Annotated in this window: 21 protein-coding genes; 11 read left to right on the top strand and 10 right to left on the bottom strand. The window is 60.3% G+C overall.

The window, feature by feature from the left end; genetic code table 11:
• Positions 1 to 104: 104 nt before the first annotated feature.
• The 5 genes from VW35_RS06660 to VW35_RS06640 all read left to right on the top strand — a co-directional run bounded on the left by VW35_RS06660 (position 105) and on the right by VW35_RS06640 (position 3,276).
• Entirely contained in the window at positions 105 to 701 is a 597-nt protein-coding gene (locus tag VW35_RS06660; RefSeq protein ID WP_046142178.1) for a thymidine kinase, read from the top strand.
• Positions 701 to 1,090 carry an acyl-CoA thioester hydrolase YciA gene (yciA, locus tag VW35_RS06655; RefSeq protein WP_046142177.1) on the top strand — a complete coding sequence of 130 codons (390 nt, stop codon included), beginning with the start codon at positions 701 to 703 and terminating at the stop codon, positions 1,088 to 1,090. The genes VW35_RS06660 and yciA overlap by 1 nt, the downstream gene beginning before the upstream one ends.
• Positions 1,091 to 1,172: 82 nt before the next feature.
• Positions 1,173 to 1,805: a beta/gamma crystallin domain-containing protein gene (locus VW35_RS06650; protein WP_046142176.1), complete on the top strand. Its 633-nt coding sequence runs from the start codon at positions 1,173 to 1,175 to the stop codon at positions 1,803 to 1,805.
• Between the two features lie 123 nt (positions 1,806 to 1,928).
• Positions 1,929 to 2,594 carry an SH3 domain-containing protein gene (locus VW35_RS20485; RefSeq protein WP_052951547.1) on the top strand — a complete coding sequence of 222 codons (666 nt, stop codon included), beginning with the start codon at positions 1,929 to 1,931 and terminating at the stop codon, positions 2,592 to 2,594.
• 109 nt (positions 2,595 to 2,703) lie between these two features.
• Positions 2,704 to 3,276 (top strand): SH3 domain-containing protein, encoded by a 573-nt coding sequence (locus VW35_RS06640; RefSeq protein WP_046142175.1) that lies wholly within the window; start codon positions 2,704 to 2,706, stop codon positions 3,274 to 3,276.
• Between the two features lie 176 nt (positions 3,277 to 3,452).
• Here VW35_RS06640 and VW35_RS21265 read toward each other — a convergent pair whose 3' ends face one another.
• Positions 3,453 to 3,758, bottom strand: a complete 306-nt coding sequence (locus VW35_RS21265) for a hypothetical protein (RefSeq protein ID WP_152662506.1) — start codon at positions 3,756 to 3,758, stop codon at positions 3,453 to 3,455.
• A 138-nt stretch (positions 3,759 to 3,896) separates the two neighbouring features.
• On the opposite strand from VW35_RS21265, the gene VW35_RS06630 reads away from it, so the two are divergent.
• Together VW35_RS06630 and VW35_RS06625 are read left to right on the top strand one after the other, a co-directional pair.
• The gene (locus tag VW35_RS06630) at positions 3,897 to 4,313 is read left to right on the top strand and encodes a DUF4864 domain-containing protein (protein WP_046142173.1); all 417 of its coding nucleotides are present in this window, start codon (positions 3,897 to 3,899) and stop codon (positions 4,311 to 4,313) included.
• An 82-nt stretch (positions 4,314 to 4,395) separates the two neighbouring features.
• Positions 4,396 to 5,598: a pyridoxal phosphate-dependent aminotransferase gene (locus VW35_RS06625; protein WP_046142172.1), complete on the top strand. Its 1,203-nt coding sequence runs from the start codon at positions 4,396 to 4,398 to the stop codon at positions 5,596 to 5,598.
• A gap of 120 nt (positions 5,599 to 5,718) precedes the next feature.
• On the opposite strand, the gene VW35_RS06620 is transcribed toward VW35_RS06625, so the two are convergent.
• The 8 genes from VW35_RS06620 to VW35_RS06585 all read right to left on the bottom strand — a co-directional run bounded on the left by VW35_RS06620 (position 5,719) and on the right by VW35_RS06585 (position 13,103).
• Positions 5,719 to 6,849 (bottom strand): hypothetical protein, encoded by a 1,131-nt coding sequence (locus tag VW35_RS06620; protein ID WP_046142171.1) that lies wholly within the window; start codon positions 6,847 to 6,849, stop codon positions 5,719 to 5,721.
• Between the two features lie 1,312 nt (positions 6,850 to 8,161).
• Positions 8,162 to 8,650, bottom strand: a complete 489-nt coding sequence (locus VW35_RS06615; protein WP_046142170.1) for a hypothetical protein — start codon at positions 8,648 to 8,650, stop codon at positions 8,162 to 8,164.
• A gap of 36 nt (positions 8,651 to 8,686) precedes the next feature.
• On the bottom strand, positions 8,687 to 9,394 hold the full coding sequence (locus tag VW35_RS06610) for an HAD family hydrolase (protein ID WP_046142169.1): 708 nt from the start codon (positions 9,392 to 9,394) through the stop codon (positions 8,687 to 8,689).
• Between the two features lie 140 nt (positions 9,395 to 9,534).
• A complete protein-coding gene (locus VW35_RS06605; protein ID WP_046142168.1) occupies positions 9,535 to 10,428 on the bottom strand; it encodes a LysR family transcriptional regulator in 894 nt (297 codons plus the stop codon).
• Between the two features lie 114 nt (positions 10,429 to 10,542).
• Positions 10,543 to 11,493, bottom strand: coding sequence for a thioredoxin-disulfide reductase (gene trxB, locus VW35_RS06600; protein ID WP_046142167.1), 951 nt, complete (start codon positions 11,491 to 11,493; stop codon positions 10,543 to 10,545).
• Between the two features lie 155 nt (positions 11,494 to 11,648).
• Positions 11,649 to 12,122 carry a transcription elongation factor GreA gene (gene greA / locus VW35_RS06595; RefSeq protein ID WP_046142166.1) on the bottom strand — a complete coding sequence of 158 codons (474 nt, stop codon included), beginning with the start codon at positions 12,120 to 12,122 and terminating at the stop codon, positions 11,649 to 11,651.
• Between the two features lie 256 nt (positions 12,123 to 12,378).
• Positions 12,379 to 12,660 carry a hypothetical protein gene (locus tag VW35_RS06590; RefSeq protein WP_046142165.1) on the bottom strand — a complete coding sequence of 94 codons (282 nt, stop codon included), beginning with the start codon at positions 12,658 to 12,660 and terminating at the stop codon, positions 12,379 to 12,381.
• 233 nt (positions 12,661 to 12,893) lie between these two features.
• On the bottom strand, positions 12,894 to 13,103 hold the full coding sequence (locus VW35_RS06585) for a cold-shock protein (RefSeq protein ID WP_035080396.1): 210 nt from the start codon (positions 13,101 to 13,103) through the stop codon (positions 12,894 to 12,896).
• Between the two features lie 498 nt (positions 13,104 to 13,601).
• Here VW35_RS06585 and VW35_RS06580 point away from each other — a divergent pair, with 498 nt between their 5' ends.
• The 4 genes from VW35_RS06580 to VW35_RS06565 all read left to right on the top strand — a co-directional run bounded on the left by VW35_RS06580 (position 13,602) and on the right by VW35_RS06565 (position 16,769).
• The gene (locus VW35_RS06580) at positions 13,602 to 14,579 is read left to right on the top strand and encodes a class I SAM-dependent methyltransferase (protein ID WP_046142164.1); all 978 of its coding nucleotides are present in this window, start codon (positions 13,602 to 13,604) and stop codon (positions 14,577 to 14,579) included.
• A gap of 50 nt (positions 14,580 to 14,629) precedes the next feature.
• Entirely contained in the window at positions 14,630 to 15,649 is a 1,020-nt protein-coding gene (gene ltaE, locus VW35_RS06575) for a low-specificity L-threonine aldolase (protein WP_046142163.1), read from the top strand.
• Positions 15,650 to 15,725: 76 nt separating this feature from the next.
• Positions 15,726 to 16,091, top strand: coding sequence for a hypothetical protein (locus tag VW35_RS20480; protein ID WP_052951546.1), 366 nt, complete (start codon positions 15,726 to 15,728; stop codon positions 16,089 to 16,091).
• Between the two features lie 66 nt (positions 16,092 to 16,157).
• Positions 16,158 to 16,769 (top strand): hypothetical protein, encoded by a 612-nt coding sequence (locus VW35_RS06565; RefSeq protein WP_152662505.1) that lies wholly within the window; start codon positions 16,158 to 16,160, stop codon positions 16,767 to 16,769.
• Here the strand turns inward: VW35_RS06565 and catB are convergent.
• Positions 16,766 to 17,389 carry a type B chloramphenicol O-acetyltransferase gene (catB, locus tag VW35_RS06560; RefSeq protein WP_046142161.1) on the bottom strand — a complete coding sequence of 208 codons (624 nt, stop codon included), beginning with the start codon at positions 17,387 to 17,389 and terminating at the stop codon, positions 16,766 to 16,768. The two genes, VW35_RS06565 and catB, sit on opposite strands and share 4 nt — an antisense overlap.
• Positions 17,390 to 17,639 lie beyond the last annotated feature (250 nt).

Here is a 17,639-nt window from a genome sequence, read left to right as displayed (position 1 = left end):
GAAGCCTGGCCGCCTGCGGGCGGCCTTTTTTGTGGAGCGATCAGAATCGACCTCGCCCCCGCGCCGCCGCTGCGCCAAAAGGGGGGACCTTTTCGGGGCAGACGATGGCCAAGCTCTATTTTTCCTATGCGGCGATGAATGCGGGCAAGTCGACCTTGCTTCTGCAGGCCGCCTATAACTATCGCGAGCGTGGCATGCGGCCGCTGCTTTACACCTCGGCGCTCTATGCGGAAGGCGAAGTGGGGCTGATTTCGTCGCGGCTCGGGATCAGCGAACAGGCCGAACTCTATTCGCCGGGCGACGATCTTTATCAATCGATCCGCGACTTCGAGGAAGAGTCCAAGGTCGATTGCGTTTTCGTAGACGAAGCGCAGTTTTTAGCGCGAGATCAGGTTTGGCAGCTGGCGCGCGTTGCGGATCGCCTCCGCATTCCCGTGATGTGCTTTGGGTTGCGGACGGACTTTCAGGGCAAGCTGTTTCCCGGCTCCATGGAGCTTTTGGCCATTGCCGATGTGTTGCGCGAAATCCGCACGATCTGCACCTGTGGCGCCAAGGCGACCATGGTGGTGCGCCAAGGCATGGACGGACGCGTGCTTACCGATGGCGATCAGGTGGCGATCGAAAAATCGGTCTATCTTTCGCTCTGCCGCAAACATTGGGAAGAGGCGGTGGGGCGCTGGCCAGTGAAAGGACCCGATTGATGGAAACGCTTGCAAAAGAACCCAAGGGACAGCTCACGATCCGCACGCTCGCTATGCCGGCGGACACCAATCCGGCTGGCGATATCTTTGGCGGCTGGGTAATGAGCCAGATGGACATTGCGGGCGCCATTTCGGCCGTCGAGCGTGCCAAGGGCAGGGTGGTGACGGTGGCTGTCGAAGCCATGACCTTTATCGCGCCGGTCAAGGTTGGCGATGTGCTTTGCGTTTATACGAGCGTGGAAAAGGTGGGGAACACGTCGATCACCATCGGGCTTGAAGCGTGGGTGCGGCGCAACCGGCTCGATGATCGGAAGAAGGTGACGGAAGCGCGGTTCGTCTATGTTTCGCTCGACGAAGACGGGCAGAAGCGGCCCATACCGCGCGACTGAAACTTTCCCATTCAGCCTGCGTTCAGGCAGCGTGCGCGAGAACTGGCGCCACACCTGAGACTATGCCCGGAGGGCTGATCCCATGAAATCCATTTTCGTCGCTGCTGCCACAGCTTTTGCTCTGCTGGCCGGGGTTTCCGCCGCCAACGCGGCGCCGGCCTTTGCCAATAGCTCAACCGATCTCTATCAGGGTCCAGGCACCCAATATCAATATGCCGGCTCGATCACGAAGGGCACGCCAGTCGATGCCAATTGCAACGGCAGTGGCTGGTGCCAGATCAGCGGCATGGGCGGCCGGCTTTCGGGCTGGATGGCCGAGAATGCACTAAGCTTCAGCGCGCCACCTCCTCAGCCTCAGCCCCAGCCCCAGCCGCAACCGCCGCGTCCACAGCCGCAGCCCTGGCCGCAGCCGCAACCGTGGCCCCAGCCTCAGCCGCCCCGGCCCCAGCCGCCGGTGTACGAGGAGGCAGGTGCGTGCTTCTACACCGAGCGCAATTTCAACGGGGCATCGTTCTGCCTCGATGAAGGAGACGAGTATTCGCGGCTGCCGCGCGAATGGAATGATCGCATCCGGTCGGTCGAGGTTTTTGGCGGTGCGCGGGTCGATCTTTGCGCCGACAACAATCTCTATGGGAATTGCGTGACGCTGCGTCGCGACACGTCGCGCCTGCCGAGCGGCATCGATCGTCGCGTGTCTTCGCTAGAAGTCTATTGAAGTCCTGATTCTGAAGCGGCCCGGAACTCTTTGATTGTCCGGGCCGTTTCTTGATCGCAAAGAATTACCGTGCCGGCACGTTAGAGCGTCAAACATCCGGACACGGTTTAAGAGGGAAACGTCATGAACCGCCATACCCGCAAAACCCTGCTCAATGTGACCACCGCCGTTGCGGTGGCAGCGACTGCGCTGGTCGTCTTCCTGCCCGCTGCGCAGGCTGCTCCGGGCACCGTGACCAGCAACGTCAACGTGCGTCAGGGTCCGGGCACGAACTATGCCGTGGTCGACACGGTTCGCCGAGGCCAGCAGGTCGACGTGCAGCAGTGTCAGGGCTCCTGGTGCTATATCGCCAAGCCCGGCCCCGATGGCTGGATTTCGGCGCAGTATCTGGCTGCCGCAGGCGGCGCTCCGGTCAATCCGGGTCAGCCGGGTATCTCGTTTGGCTTCAATCTCGGCCCCAATGGTCCGAACGTGAACATCGGTGTCGGCAACCAGCAGCCGCCGCGTCCGCCGCGCCCGCCGGTAGTGCAGCCACCGCAGCCGACCTTTGGCGAAGTGTGCTTTTATGATCGCAGCCGTTTCCGCGGCGAGAGCTTCTGTCTTGAGAGCGGCGACAATGTCGGCGATCTTGCCGCCTGGACCGATCGGATCTCCTCGATCGAGAACGAGGATGGTCTTGCCGTGCAGGTCTGCTCCGAGCCACGCTATCGTAATTGCCGGACATATACGACGAGCGCCAGCTCGCTCAACGATTTCGACGATTACATCGCCTCCATTCGCGTTCAGTAATCAAAGCGGCGCCGCAGAGATGCGGCGCCGTTTTTGTCTTTACCGCCAAGGCTTGGCCGGCCCCCAGCGATAAGATAGTGTCACGGCGTCTCGCTTGGTGGATTCTGTGATGAAGTCGTTTCTCCGCGCTGTTCTTTCCGTCGGTTTCGGCCTTTCCTTGCTGATACCGGCTTTTGCGTTTTCCGATGTCGGATCGCACGGCTGGGCACTGCAGGATTTGACGCTGCGCACGGGGCCGGGGGCGGCCTACGAAGTTTCCGGTGAAGTTGCGGAAAATAGCGCCATTCGGGTTCTCCGCTGCCAGGTGAACTGGTGTCTCGTGGACAATGGCCCCGATCGCGGCTGGACGAGCCGCGAGCGCGTCGGTTTCGGTAAAACGCCTGAAGGCCCGCTTTTTTCAATCCAGCCGGATTATCCTGCCGGCGGCCCGGGCAGCGTGTGCTTCTACGAAGGTCGCAATTTTACCGGCGCTTCTCTCTGCGCGAAATCGGGCCAAGTTTTCACTGACCTCAAGCTTTATGGTTATGACAACCGCTTCTTGTCGGTCGAAATCAACGGCAACGTTTCGGCAGCGGCGTGCCGGGATCGCGGCTTCCAATCCTATTGCGAGCGGATCATCGAGAGCCAGCCGGTGCTGCACCAATATCTTGCTCGCAACCTTTCTTCGATCCGCGTCTACTAGCGGGTTTATTCGAGCCAAAATTTTTAAACGCGGCGGGTGTTTCCCGCCGCGTTTGCTTTTTGCGCCGAACATCGAGGCGTGCTGTCACGGATCGCTGGCCGCGGTGCGACGCGGACACAAAAAAAAGCCGGCATAGGCCGGCTATAAGGCTTTGGAGGGCAAGAAGTAGTCGCACCTTAGCGGCCGGCGCGCGGCGTATTGCCAGTGGATAAGGCAACGCGGCGGCGGGCAGGTGCTGACGAGGGAATGTGATTGCGCCAGACGGATCGGCCGACCTCGAACATCATAGCGAGGATCAGCAGCGTGACCGGGACCATGAACACGGCGACCTGCGTATCAGGCTGAGCGGCGATATCGGCAGCCACGGCCGGGCTGACAGTCGATGCGATGGCAGCGGCGGCTGCAGCGAACCCAAGAATACCGGAGACAATCGCCAGAGGGCGTTTGAAACTTTTACGGGCAGGGGACGTAGATAAAGACATGGGACCAGCGTCTCGCAGTTCACTAGCAATGATCTCAGGACACCATGGAAATGGGGTTCCACTGTGACCCAATAGGGTGACGGCCTGACGATTTGGTGGCGAAACTGTGACGCCGTTGCATGGCAGGAGGCCAAGATCTTGTTTGCAAAGATTTTTCTGTCGATCGTGTTTATGGCGTCAAGTTGGGGCGCGATGGCTCAAGAGGACACCGCGCCTTGGCAGGCTGTGGTCACCGATCAGATCGACGCATTAAAGGACGGTTCGGTACGAGCCGCCTTGGATCTTGCGGGTGCCGGCTTTCGCAGCAGCTATGATGATCCGAACAAGTTCTTGAGCGACATTTTGCGATCAGGATATGGGCCGATCGTCGAGTCGCGTTCATTCGATTTCGGGCGGTTCGAGAAGACCGAGGGCGGCTTGGTGCTGCAAGTGGTCAATCTCGTTGGCCAGGATCAGAGCCTTTACGAGGCCGTCTATCAGATGGTTGATGAACCCAATGTGGGCTGGCGGGTACAGGGGGTAGTCCTGCGCAAGGTTCCGGGGCTGGGTGTGTGAAGCGCGCTACGCTCCGGCACTGAGCGGTTGCCGGGCCCGGGCTGAATGCTTATTGATGCCACCGGCATTTTCGGAGGCATGCATGGCTTTTGTTTCGGACGCACTTGGACGCGTCGCCACATCGGCGACAATGGCGATCACGCAGAAAGCACGCCTCCTGGCAGAAGAGGGCCGTGACATCATTGCGCTCTCTGCCGGCGAGCCGGACTTCAATACCCCGGAACATGTGCGCGACGCCGCCAAGAAGGCTATGGATGAGGGGAAGACGCGCTACACCAATGTCGACGGCATTTCCGAACTGAAGGAAGCAGTGGCGCGCAAGTTCAAGCGCGACAACGGGCTGGACGTCACGGCGGCGGATTGCTTCGTGTCCTCGGGCGGCAAGCAGATCATCTTCAACGCTTTATTGGCGACGCTTAATCCGGGGGACGAGGTCGTCGTGCCGGTGCCCTATTGGGTCAGCTATCCCGAAATCGTGCGGCTCTGTGGGGCGGAGCCAGTGTTTGCGGTCGCGGACGCGTCGACAGGGTTCAAGCTGGCGCCCGAAGCACTCGACGCCGCGATCACGCCCAAGACGAAGTGGCTGATCCTCAATACGCCTTCCAACCCAACGGGGGCTGCCTATACTGCCGAGGAATTGCGGGGCTTGGCCGACGTTTTATTGCGCCATCCACATGTGCACATCCTGACCGACGATATCTACGAAGTGCTCGTCTATGACGGCGGAACATTTGCGACGATCGCGCAGGTCGAGCCGAAACTGCAGGCGCGGACGCTGACAATGAATGGCGTATCGAAGTCGCACGCGATGACGGGCTGGCGGATCGGCTATTGTACGGGGCCGCGGCCGCTTCTCGCGGCAATGACGAAGCTGCAGGGGCAATCGACCTCTAACCCCACGTCGATCTCGCAATGGGCGGCGGTCGCAGCGCTGGATGGGCCGCAGGCGTTTCTGGCGGATTGGCGGCGCGTGTTCCAGGAGCGGCGTGACCTTGTGGTCCAGGGGCTCAATGCCAATACCGGGCTCGACTGCCTTACGCCGCAGGGCGCGTTTTACGTTTTCCCTTCGTGCAAGCGGCTCCTGGGCAAGACCAGCGCGGGTGGCAAGGTGCTCAACACGGACGAAGATTTCGTCATGGGGCTGCTCGAGGAAACCGGAGTGGCTTTGGTGCATGGCACGGCATTTGGGCTGCCGGGACACTTCCGGCTGAGCTACGCGGCGAGCAATGCGGAACTGGAAGAGGCCGTTCGACGCATTCAGCAGTTTTGCGCGGGAATATCCTGAGCTCTGGCGCTGCTGCAGCCGCATGGTGACTTAGGTCGGCGGATGCGGAGGCGAGATGGATCGCCGGGACAAGCCCGGCGATAATGACGATGGTGGGGAGGGCGTTGTTCCGGCCGGGCTTCAGCCCAAAAGTCCCACGAGTCCGCCGGAGCTTGAGTTGGCCGAGGTGTTGGAGCTGAGCTGGTTGAACATTTCGAGCAGCTTGTTGGAGGTCGAATAGTTCGCGACAGCGGCTTCATAGAGCTTGTCGGACCATCCTGCGGCCTGGCGTTCCTCGGGGCTAAGCGAGGAAAAGGCAGATATGACGTTCTGGCTGAAGGCTGTCGGGTCGCTCGATTGGCCAGCCGATTTGAGCCCGGCCATGAGCACAGCGCTCGACTTGCTGCGCAGCTGCGCCTTGGCAGCGGCGACTTCCTGGGACGAAAACTGGCCTTCCTCATCGAGCACGATGGCGGAAAGCGATCGACTGGAGAGACCCGAGAGATCTACATAGGTGCCGGCTGCGGCATTTGCCTTGAACGAAGGGACGCGGCCCGCTGCGTGGATTTCGGCGATGCGCTTGTCGATGGCGGCACGGGCATTGGTGGCGAGCGTCGCCATCGACTGATCGAGCGCGCCGCGGGTTTCAAGCAGGTCGATATAAGTTGCGACCGGATCGTTCTCGCCGGCTTCCGGCAAGGCTTTTGGATCCTTGTCGAGTTGCTTGAGGCCTTCGGTAACCGCCGCACGCGCCGCCTTCCAGTCGTCGCTGGCCTTTTCTTCAGGCCCCAAGGAATCAAGAAAGCTAGCGGCGGCGGTGTAGAGGTTGGTGTAGCTGCCAGTGACGCGGGCGATTGCCAACGGTCCGGCGAGGGCCGCCTCCATGCGGCGCTGCATTTCGAGCTTGGCGGCTTCGCGCTCATCGGCGGTGAACGTGCTGTCGCTGGCGATGGCGTAAATCTCGCGGGAATCAAGACTCGAGACATCGAGCGCCAGCTCGCCGTTTTGCAGCGGGGATTTTCGGCCGGCGGCTTCCAGGAGTGCGGTGAGCTTCTCCCGCGCGTCGACGAGAACGCTTGCATAAGACCGCTCCCCCAAGGCTGCCTTTGCGGCATCGGAGAGCGTGATCGAGGTTGCGGCACTCGTGGTGCTGGAAGAAGCCGCGCCGGCGGCAGAAGCGCTCATGGCCGTCGTCTGGCCTGCGCTCGTCGCTTGGTTCGAGCTCGTGGTCGAATAGGCCGAGTAATAGGTGGCAGCGGTTATGGCGACCATAGGGGCATTCTCCTTGCTGAAGAGAGTTAAGCAAGGGTTATGCCGAAAAATTCCGTAGTGGTATCAATGCTCTGAGTTGCGGAGGATGAGCAAGCGGCAGTTTTTGCCGGGTCAAATCTGTCGGGCTGCTGAAATGAAGAGGCCCCACCCGAGGGGATGGGTGGGGCCAGGGGACAACGGCAAGCCGCTGACCTTGGAGGGGCGGGCACCACGTACACCGCCTTCACGCACTACTATCCGCCGCCGGTGATGCGCACACAAACGCGCAATCGGAAGGTCTGCCATGCAGAATTGGAAAGAAAAAAGGCTCCAACCGAAGCTGGAGCCTGAATGCTTAAGGCCGAAGCCAAATCGCAAAGTATGGCCCGGACGCAAGGGAGGAGGATTTGCGTCAGACCGGTGGGCTACAACCGAGGGAGGAGGATTCGGTTACAACCCGGTGCCGAGCGTCGCGGGTCCTAGGGAGGAGGATAAGGAGCGGCGCCGCATCGACAAGACCGAATATAGATTTTGACCCGTTGGTCAGCAATGCATGAGCGGGAATGCCAGCTATGCATTAGGCACAGCGACAATCTGTCCAAAAATTGGGCAGCTTGTATGGTAGGGCAGAGGGAATGGCGGCGTTCTGAAGCGGAAACGTTGTTTGTGCAAGTAAGGACGCGGTGAGGCGGATGCAGGCGTATCCAAACCGGTGTCGTTTCAATCAGTGGTCGTTCGATCGGTTGCTTGCCAGAAAAAAAAGGCCCCAACCGAAGTTGGGGCCTGATGACTGGGCCGAAGCCAAATCGAAAGTGGGGCAGAGGCAAGGGAGGAGGGTATGCCGTCTGCCGTGAGCCTTGGGTCAGGGAGGAGGAGAGACCCGCAGCTCGGTGTCGCGATACGGGGTCCGAGGGAGGAGGAGTTCGGAGCGCGTCTCAGCGACACGCCCTATATGTACTCTACTGACTTAGTAGGCAATCCCGTGACTGACATGTCAGCCATGCATTTTTGCAGGGCTCGCGGCGCAAAGCGGCGGAAGACGCGCCCACCGATGCAGCCAGAACATGGATTGATGAAAGGAGAAAAAGAAATGGCTTCGCCCGAGGGGAGAGCGAAGCCATTAGGAGGGTCGGGCCGAAACCCGAAGGAGGGAACGCAGCGCGATGCAAGGGAGGAGGAGAAACAACCGCGCTGTGATGTGCTCGATATATGGGCGGCTTGCTTATTCGCCAACCAGGTATCTGACATGTCAGGCATGCATTTTGTGCATGCTGGAGCGAATACCATAACAAATTCAATGGCAAAGCCACACGGTGTGACGTGCTGACGCAGCCTAATTGCTGGGCGATGTGGGCAAAGCAGCTGCCAAATTTGTGCGCATCGTTGTCTGGTCGATCAGCTCGATATCGTCGAGTTGCCAAAACGACGGCGTGTCGTTTGACGGGACGAGGACGAGTTTGTCGGTGTAGTTCGCATCAGGGGAGGAAGCGAAGCTGTACCGGATCTCGACGCCTGCCCGATCAGCTGTCTTGGTCACGGGCCCAACGGCGCAGCCATCCGCATAGTCTTGCCAACTACGCCACGGAAGGCCATCACCGAGCGGTGGCTTTTCGTCCGGGAACGCCCTTTCTGCCGCGGCGTTCCTTGCGCGGGCTTCAGCGATGAGACCCGCTAACCACGGGGTAAGGTTGGCTTCAACCTCAGCCATGTCGCCAGCGACGCTCGCTTTGCAAAAGAGCTGGCCGAAGGCCTCTGGCGTCTCTGGACCTGCCGCATGCGCCGCGAGTGGCATCAGCAAAAGCGGCGCGCAGGCTATGGTCATACCAATTTTCGTCGTCTGCCTCCCTGGGCGCTCAGCCTAATCCAGCGCGGCAAATTCGGCGAGTGCCGTCTCGAAGTGGCCCAGATGCTCGACGCGGCGATAACGTGGATCATTCGTTGGTTCTTCGGCGTGCTCATACGACCAGGTGAGGTCGTGTGGCACATAGACAGCGAAGGCTCCCGCGCCGAGGGCCGGCAGTATGTCGGAGCGCAATGAATTTCCGACCATGACGGTATGCGCCGCGCCGTCGGTGTGCTGGGCGAAAATTCGCTCATAGGTGGCGACTGTCTTGTCGGTGACGATTTCGATGGCGCTGAAATATTCGGCAAGTCCTGAGGCTGCGAGCTTGCGCTCTTGATCGAAGATGTCTCCCTTGGTCACAAGGATCAGGCGATAGCGCGACTGGAGATGGTCCAGCGTCTGATCGACATAGGGCAAGGTTTCGATGGGATAGCTCAGCAGTTCGCGGCCGGAGGCCAGGATCTCGGCGATGATCGTGCCGGGGACGCGGTGCGCGGTGACCTCAAGGGCGGTCTCGACCATGGAGAGAGTGAAGCCCTTCATGCCGAAACCATAGAACTGCAGGTTGCGCGTTACGGCAGCGACGAGGCGATCGTTGAGGTCCGGGGTGTCCGTATAGGGCGCCAGAAGATCGGCGAAACGCTGCTCGGTAAGGCGGATGAACTGTTCGTTTTGCCAGAGCGTGTCATCGGCGTCGAAGGCGATAGTGGTGATGCGGGGCAATTGCTGACTCGCGGTTTCGGGCCCGCCAGACCCTCGGGCGCGCGCTCATAGGGAGAAAGCGGGGGATTTGGGAAAACCAGCCTCTGCCCTCCGCCTTGGCGGGGTGGCTTTATGTAATTCAAGTCCGGGGAGGACGGACCTCAGAAGCTCCATTCCCTGGCCTTCGAGACCAAGAAGTCGCGGAAGACGCCGACGCGCTTGGAGTTCTTGAGGGCCGGCGGATAAACGAAATAGGCTTCGTAGGCCGGCAGCTCGACCTCGGGCAGGACCTGGATGAGCCCGTCTTCCTTTTCGGTGACGTAGGCCGGCAGCATGGCAAGGCCTATGCCGGCCCGACAGGCCTGCATCATGCCGTAGATGGCATTGACCTTGAGGACAGCGCGGCGCGGGCTCGATTCCGAGCGCCCAAGCCGCTCGAGATAATTGATGTCGCCGAGATATGAGGGCACCGGCTCGCCAAAACTGATGATGCGGTGATTATCGAGATCATCAAGCGAGCGCGGCATGCCATGTTCGTCGACATAGGAATTGCTGGCGTAGAAGTAGTTGTGCACCGTGAACAGCTTGCGCTGGATCATTTCGGACTGATTTGGACGGTGCAAACGAATGGCGACGTCCGCCTCGCGCATGGCGAGGTCGAGCTCGGAGTCGTTGAGGCGGATTTCGAGCTGGATCAGCGGATAAAGCTTGAGAAACTCGTCGAGGCGGGACGAGAGCCAGGTGGAGCCGATGCCGACCGTTGTCGTAACGATCAGGGGCCCGGTGGGCTCATCCTGACTTTCCGACATCTGGGTTTCGACCTGCTGCAGCTCCCAGTGCATGCGGTGCGCAGTGCGGAAGAGCTGCTCGCCGACTTCGGTGAGCACAAGGCCGCGGGCGTGGCGAATAAAGAGTTTGAGCCCGAGATCGTCCTCGAGTGCCGAGATCTGCCGGCTGACGGCTGATTGGCTCATGCCCAGCTTTTCAGCGGCATGGGTGAAACTGCCCGACTCGGCGGCCGTGTGGAAAATGCGGAGCTTGTCCCAATCGAGCATGTTCTTGACGCTTTCTCGTTAACGGTCAGCCAGTCAGCAGGCCGCCCGACTTAGCGAAAAGTCGGGCAGGGATTATGACGAAGTTACGCATTTCACAGAACATACTGTTGCAGCCTATTCCGCTGCTTCTGCAAGTTCGTGTTCGGCAAGGTAACGTTCCGCATCGAGCGCGGCCATGCAGCCCATGCCGGCGGCAGTCACCGCCTGGCGATAAACATCGTCGGTCACGTCGCCGGCCGCAAAGACGCCGGGGATATTGGTCTGGGTCGTGCCCGGCTTGACCTGCAGATAGCCACCGGGCTTCATGTCGAGCTTGCCGGAGAAGATCGAGGTGGCCGGAGCGTGGCCGATGGCGACGAAGACGCCGTCGATCTTCTGTTCATAGACGCGTCCGGTCGCGTTGTCCTTGAGCATCACGGCATTGACCGATGGCGGCATGGCCTGGCCAGCAACTTCGACGACCTCGTGATGCCACCGAACTTCGATTTTTGGGTGCTTGAACAGGCGCTGCTGCAGAATGCGCTCGGCGCGGAATTCGCCGCGGCGATGCACCATGATCACCTTCTCGGCAAAATTGGTGAGGAACAGCGCTTCTTCGACGGCCGTGTTGCCGCCGCCGACTACGAGCACTTCCTTGCCGCGATAGAAGAAGCCATCGCAGGTGGCGCAGGCGGAGACGCCGAAGCCCTGGAATTTCTGCTCTGAGGGCAGGCCGAGCCACTTGGCCTGAGCGCCGGTCGCGATGATCAGGCTATCGGCAGTGTAGGTGTCGCCGCTGTCGCCGGTGAGTACGAAGGGGCGGCGATCGAAATTGACATGGGTAATGATGTCGTTGACCATCTTGGTGCCGACATGCTCGGCCTGTGCCTTCATCTGGTCCATGAGCCAGGGGCCCTGAATGACGTCGGCAAAGCCGGGATAGTTTTCGACATCGGTGGTGATTGTCAGCTGACCGCCTGGTTGAAGGCCTTGAATCATCACAGGTTCGAGCATTGCCCGCGCGGCATAGATCGCTGCGGTGTAGCCGGCCGGGCCGGACCCAATGATGACGACTTTCGCGTGCATCGCGACGCCTCTCGACAATAAGGAAAACTCCCTCGGGCTCTACTTAAGAGCCGAAGGGGATATGATTCAAGGCACTCGTTCTCGTGCGCTGTCCGAAGATCCGCGATTGTGCCGGAAAGACACAGGATATTGGATCGGGACGCGCGATCGGCGCGTCAGATATACCGGATCTTGACGATTTCGTAGCTGCGCGAGCCGCCGGGGGCCGCGACCTCAAACGAATCGCCTTCCGCCTTGCCGATCATGGCGCGGGCGAGGGGAGAGGAAATCGAGATGCGGCCGGCCGAAGCGTCGGCTTCGGGGTCGCCCACGACCTGGAAGGTCTTTTCTTCTTCGGTATCTTCGTCGACATAGGTGACAGTGGCGCCGAACTTGACGGATTTGCCGGACAGCTTGGTGACATCGATGATGTCGGCGAGCGCCAGAATGGTCTCGAGTTCCTTGATGCGGCCTTCGTTGAGGCTCTGCTGCTCCTTGGCGGCCGAGTATTCGGCATTTTCGGACAGATCGCCATGGGCGCGGGCTTCCGCAATAGCGTCGATGATGCGACGACGCTCGTTGCTGGTGCGGTGCTCGAATTCTGCAGTCAGGGCCTTGTGACCCTGCACGGTCATCGGGATCTTATCCATGTCGTCTCGCCTCCAAAGGCATCGGCAAATGAATCCGGCGCGCCTTGGCATTTCCGCTGGAAAGACCGCCGCGCGCCATGATCAAGTTGTGGGTGGCGACGGTCCCTCGACCGGCGCCTGGCATGATGTCTCCCGCCAAACGCGTTCGGCCAAAGCGTCACGATAAGTCTTGGGGGAGATGCACCGCAACTTGCCCGCCAAGTGCTCTGCGGTCAAGCCGGTGTGTGATGAGGACTTCGGTCCTCCACCGATGCTTTCAAGAAGCGTAGTCAGGCGCAACGCTCGACCAGGCGGCATCGGCAAAAAGGGATGCGATCCGTTCGGCCTCGGAGGCTTCGGGTGGAGAGGCGTAGTGGAGGTAATCGTAGGCCGGACCGAGCATAAGCGCGTGGGCCACGGAAAAAGGCAGCTTGCGAACGGCTCCGGTCGCCTGCATAGCCGCAAAGCTCGACGCGGCTTCAGCGTGTTCCGAAGCGACATGGTCTCGGACGCCGGCCAGCTCGGGATCGTGATTGGAAAAGCTCCGTATTTCGTCCAAGAGCCGGCTTAGGTCTCGATTGGCGAGGCCCCGTTTTCACCAGCCCGCCTACCGACGCCTTGATCTGAGCTTCCGCAGATTGATCCGGGCTGGCCGCAAGACCTGATCATCCACCAATGGCTTGCCGCAACAGCGCCTCGACGATTGCGCTTTTGCCCGGCTAGCCCTTTACGGCAAAATGAAAGGGCGCGACCCAAAGGACGCGCCCCTCACAAAGCTGAAGACCTTCAGGCTCAGGAGGCTGTCAGATTGTCGGCAGCGGACTTGCCGGTCCGCTTGTCCTTGACGATTTCGTAGCTCACCTTCTGGCCTTCATCCAGGCCGTTCAGGCCCGAACGCTGGACAGCGGAAATATGGACGAAAACGTCAGCCCCACCCTCATCAGGCTGAATAAAGCCATAACCCTTTTGGCCATTGAACCACTTAACTGTGCCCGTTGCCATATGCGCGTTCCCTCGTGCAGTCGCTTCTGGAAGGTCCCCGTCAATGCACCTGACTGAGACCTAGATCATATCGAAATATCGGAAGATGACGTCAGCAACGGCGAATGGCATTCGCGTTTATAGATCAGTCGGCCGCAATATTCGATCCGGTCACCCTAGCGTGAAAAGTTCGGAGCATCAATATGCGCTTTTTGCAACAAAAAAGGCTCGGCAGAACTAGCTTTCTGCCGAGGACTACTTGACGCCGGATCGTAACATCTCGGTTCCCTGGGCGGGGCGAGACTGGTGGATGCAACACGCCGAAAAGGGAGGTGCGTGTTCCCAGGAGCAATGTGCTCCACGAAGATGACTGCAACTGTAACGCAGTGGGTTCGCGAGCAAAAGTCCCTTCCTCGACTTTACGCAGTTGAACGCAAGCATTTGACTTGCCAATGTCGACGATTTCCGGCACATCCCGCGCGCCGCCGAGATGGGCGGTTTTCTTGAAAGATCGTCGTCTTGGCCAAGGCGTTTTACTCATCCGGCGATGTCCTTGCCGACCGACGGGCAGATTATGCCCGAATGCTGGCCGAAGGCGGCGACCATGCCGCGGCGGCCGAGCTCATGGGCCAGGCGCTCGAACTGGCGCCGGAATGGGCGGCGGGCTGGGACCTTCTAGGTAGCTATTGCGAAAAAAGCGGCGACGTTTCGGGCGCGATTTCGGCCTGGCGGCGGCTCGAGGCGCTCGACGACGAGGGCGTTTTCGGCGCGCAATTGAAGCTTGCGGCGCATGATGCGGGCGCTGCGAGCGAGGGTACCGCGGTGAGCTATGTCGAAGCGCTCTTCGATCAATATGCACCCCAGTTCGAAGATGCGTTGGTCGGCAAGCTCGGCTATCGCGTGCCGGAAATTCTGGACGCGATGGTGAGCGAGGAAATGGCGCGTTTGGGGATCGTGCGGTTTGCCAAGGCAGTCGACCTCGGATGCGGAACGGGCCTCATGGGAGAGCGGCTGCGGGCAAAGGTCGATTTTCTCGAGGGCGTCGACATTTCGGCCGCGATGATTGCCGAAACGGCACGAAAAGGGATTTATGATAGCCTGCAAAAGGCTGAGCTGGTAGCAGCGCTCAATACGCGGCGCGCCGAGGCTGACCTGATGACGGCTGCGGATGTCTTCATTTATTGCGGTGCGTTGCAGCCGGTGTTGGCGGCTCTCGTGCCGGCGCTCAAACCGGGCGGACTCGTGGCCTTTTCACTCGAGGCGCACGATGGGGACGAGGCGCTCTTCTTGCGGCCGAGCCTTCGCTATGCACATGGGATTGCAGCCACGCGGGATGCGTTGGTGGTGGCGGGGCTCGATATTCTGCGGTTCGAAACCGCTGTGTTACGCATGGATCGTGGCGCTCCGATTACCGGCATTCTTGTCGTGGCACAAAAGCCGGCTGTCGAGCTGACGGCTGCCAACGACTGTGAGGCTGGCGACCACGTCGCGGCCTAGCCAAATCTCTCTTCGCTTGGCACAAGGGAGCGTCCGACTGGAGGCTCCGCATGAACAGCATTCGCCACGATTTTCGCTCTGACACCGTTACCAAGCCGAGCGCCGGCATGCGCGCGGCCATGACTGCGGCCGAGGTGGGCGACGATGTCTTTGGCGACGATCCGACCGTCAATCTGCTCGAGCAGAAAATGGCAGGATTGGTCGGCAAGGAAGCGGCGGTCTTTGTGCCTTCGGGTACGCAGTCGAACCTTCTGGCCCTGATGAGCCATTGCGAGCGGGGCGATGAATTCATCGCCGGGCAGAATGCGCATCTTTACAAGTACGAGGGCGGAGGCGCCGCGGTACTCGGCTCGATCCAGCCGCAGCCGATCGCGCATCGACCTGATGGGACCATGGACCCCAAGGATATCGAAGCGGCGATCAAGGCGCCGGGCGACAGCCATTTTGCCATCACGCGGGTGATTGCGCTCGAAAATACATTTGGCGGACGGGTATTGCCGCTCGACTATATGCACGAGGTTGGCGCGATCGCACGCAAGCATGGCTTGGGTCTGCATCTTGACGGCGCCCGCGCGTTCAACGCCGTGGTGCGGCTTGGCGTTGGCATCTCCGAGTTTGCGCAGCCTTTCGATACCGTTTCCATCTGTCTTTCGAAGGGACTTGGGGCGCCGGTCGGCTCGGTGCTCGTGGGCCATAGACACCTGATCGACAAGGCGCGGCGCTATAGGAAAATGCTCGGCGGCGGCATGCGTCAGGCGGGAATTTTGGCCGCAGCCGGGATCTATGCGATCGAGAACAATGTCGGGCGGCTGGCTGACGATCATCGGCGGGCGAAACTGCTGGCGGACGGGCTAATGCAGCATAAGGTGCTGAAGGTGACGGCGCCGGACACCAATATTTTGTGGGTCGAGGCAGAGCCAGAGCTGGGTGAAAGGCTAGGCGATTATCTCAGGGACAATGGAGTTGGCATCACAGGCCGCTATGGTCAGCAGCGGTGGGTGACGCATCTCGATGTCAGCGATGAGGATATCGAACGGGCGCTGGACCTCGTCGACCGGTTCTTGGCGTAAGGGAAGGCAGAAACCCGGGCAGCTTTACCGCCGCACTCTGCATTAGGGTTCTCGGCGCAGCGACACGAATGGGCCCATGCTCAAAGCGATTTTTGTCTATCTTAGCGCGATCAAGTGGTCGATTATCGCCTTCGTCTTGTTCCTAATCGGTGGGTTTGCGAGCCTCGGGATGCTGGGCATGGCGCTTTACGGCGTCACTTTTCCTGTTGTCTCGCTGTTCTATCCGCCACTGGCTGAATGGAACGGACCTTGGGTCTGGCCCGTGCTGGTTGGTGTCGGGCTGATCTGGCCATTAAGCTTTCTATTGGCGGGTCCGGTCGGCTTCGCCCTCAAGCGACGCGGGTTGGGCGATTGGCCGCGCCGAGCGGCTTATATGAGCGTCTTGTGGGTGGGCGCAGTCTTGAGCTGGCTCATCGTCCTTGCTGGCAACTTTCCACGCTAAGATCGCATGCCACCGCGTTTTTGCCACTTCACTCATCAACATCTCGATAAACGAAGAGGAGTAGGGATGATGATCTTTCGGGTCATGAGCGTAGTTTCCGCAATAGGTCTGGTGGCTACACCGGGCTTGGGGCAGGAGGATGTCCTGATCGACTACAATGCCTCGAGTGCGCTCGAATCGGCCGATCCTCAGCAATGGAGCGACATTGCCGACGAGATTGGCGGCGACGTCAGCGTTTTGGGTGAGGTCACCGGATCGTTCACGGCTGGTGGCGTTGAGCAGGTCGCGTATCTCGTCAGCCACGGTGCGCCAGTTGCTGCGGACCCGTTTCCGAAACTCGACCAGCGGTTGGTCATTTTTAACGGGAATGCGGAGGTCGCTGATTGGGCATTACCGGAAGATTCTGCGTTCGCGCGCCCGGTCGCCGCTACTGATTTCGATGGTGACGGCATCGACGAGATCGTGGTCGAGGGCAGCTTTTACAACATGGGCACGCTAGCAATCGGGCTGAGCGCGATCAAGGTTGGTGAAGCGCCTGAAGTGGTACAAACGCTTCCCGATGTTTATATCGACAGTTGCGATGCCAGCGCCGGCCAGCGCAGTATCGAAGCGAGCGTGGTGCGCGTCGTCGAAGGAGCACTTTCGGCCGAAACGACGACGCACGATTGCTCTCGTTAGCCGGCACGCCAGTACGCGTGCAAAGCCCTGATGTCGCCAGCCGTCAGGAGCGGCATTGCGGCTGAAAGGCGCTCAACGGACCAATCCCACCAGTTCATTTCGAGAAGGAGCGCGATGTCCTCTTCCGAGAAGCGCTTGCGGATCGGCTTGGCGGGGTTGCCGCCGACGATGGTGTAGGGGTCGACATCCCTGGTGATGAGGGCGCGGGTGCCGAGGACGGCACCGTGGCCTACCTTGATGCCTGGCATGACGACGACTTCAGAGCCGATCCAGACATCGTTGCCAATGACCGTGTCGCCGGCTGGTTGGTAAGCGTTGTTGGCGCCGGCAAATTCGGGCGCGTTGGGCACAAAGGCAAAAGGGAAGGTCGAAACCCAGTCGTTTCGGTGGCCCTGATTTCCGGCCATGATGAAGGCGGCGCCAGAGCCGATGGAGCAGAAGGCGCCGATGACGAGGCGATCAACGCCCGGCGTGGTCATCAGGTAGCGGGCGCAGTCATCAAAACTGTGGCCGTGATAATAACCGGAATAATAGCTATAGCGACCGACGACGATGTTGGGATTAGTGACCTGCTGATCGAGCGGGATGCCGAGAAATGGGCTTTCGAAATAGTTGTTCATGATTGTTCCATGAAACAGCGGCCGCAGGGCGGCACCGTGGTTACAGACTGTTGGGGAACCGGAGGGCGCGCAGCAGCCAACGCCGGCGCGTGGAGCCGGTTGAAAAGGCGTTCCCTCGGGCGCGTCAGGCGTGCAGGAACGCTATGGAGCTGCTTCGGTCTGTGAGCTTCATGGTGGGTGTTTGGTAGCGCGGGAGAGCGGGGCGTGTCTAGTGTTCACTCACGCCTAGCGTTGCCAAGACCCTTTGAGC

Source organism: Devosia soli (genome assembly GCF_000970455.1).
Classification (GTDB): Bacteria; Pseudomonadota; Alphaproteobacteria; order Rhizobiales; family Devosiaceae; genus Devosia; species Devosia soli.
Note: the sequence above shows the minus strand (reverse complement) of the source record. Positions and strands in the feature narration are given on the sequence as shown.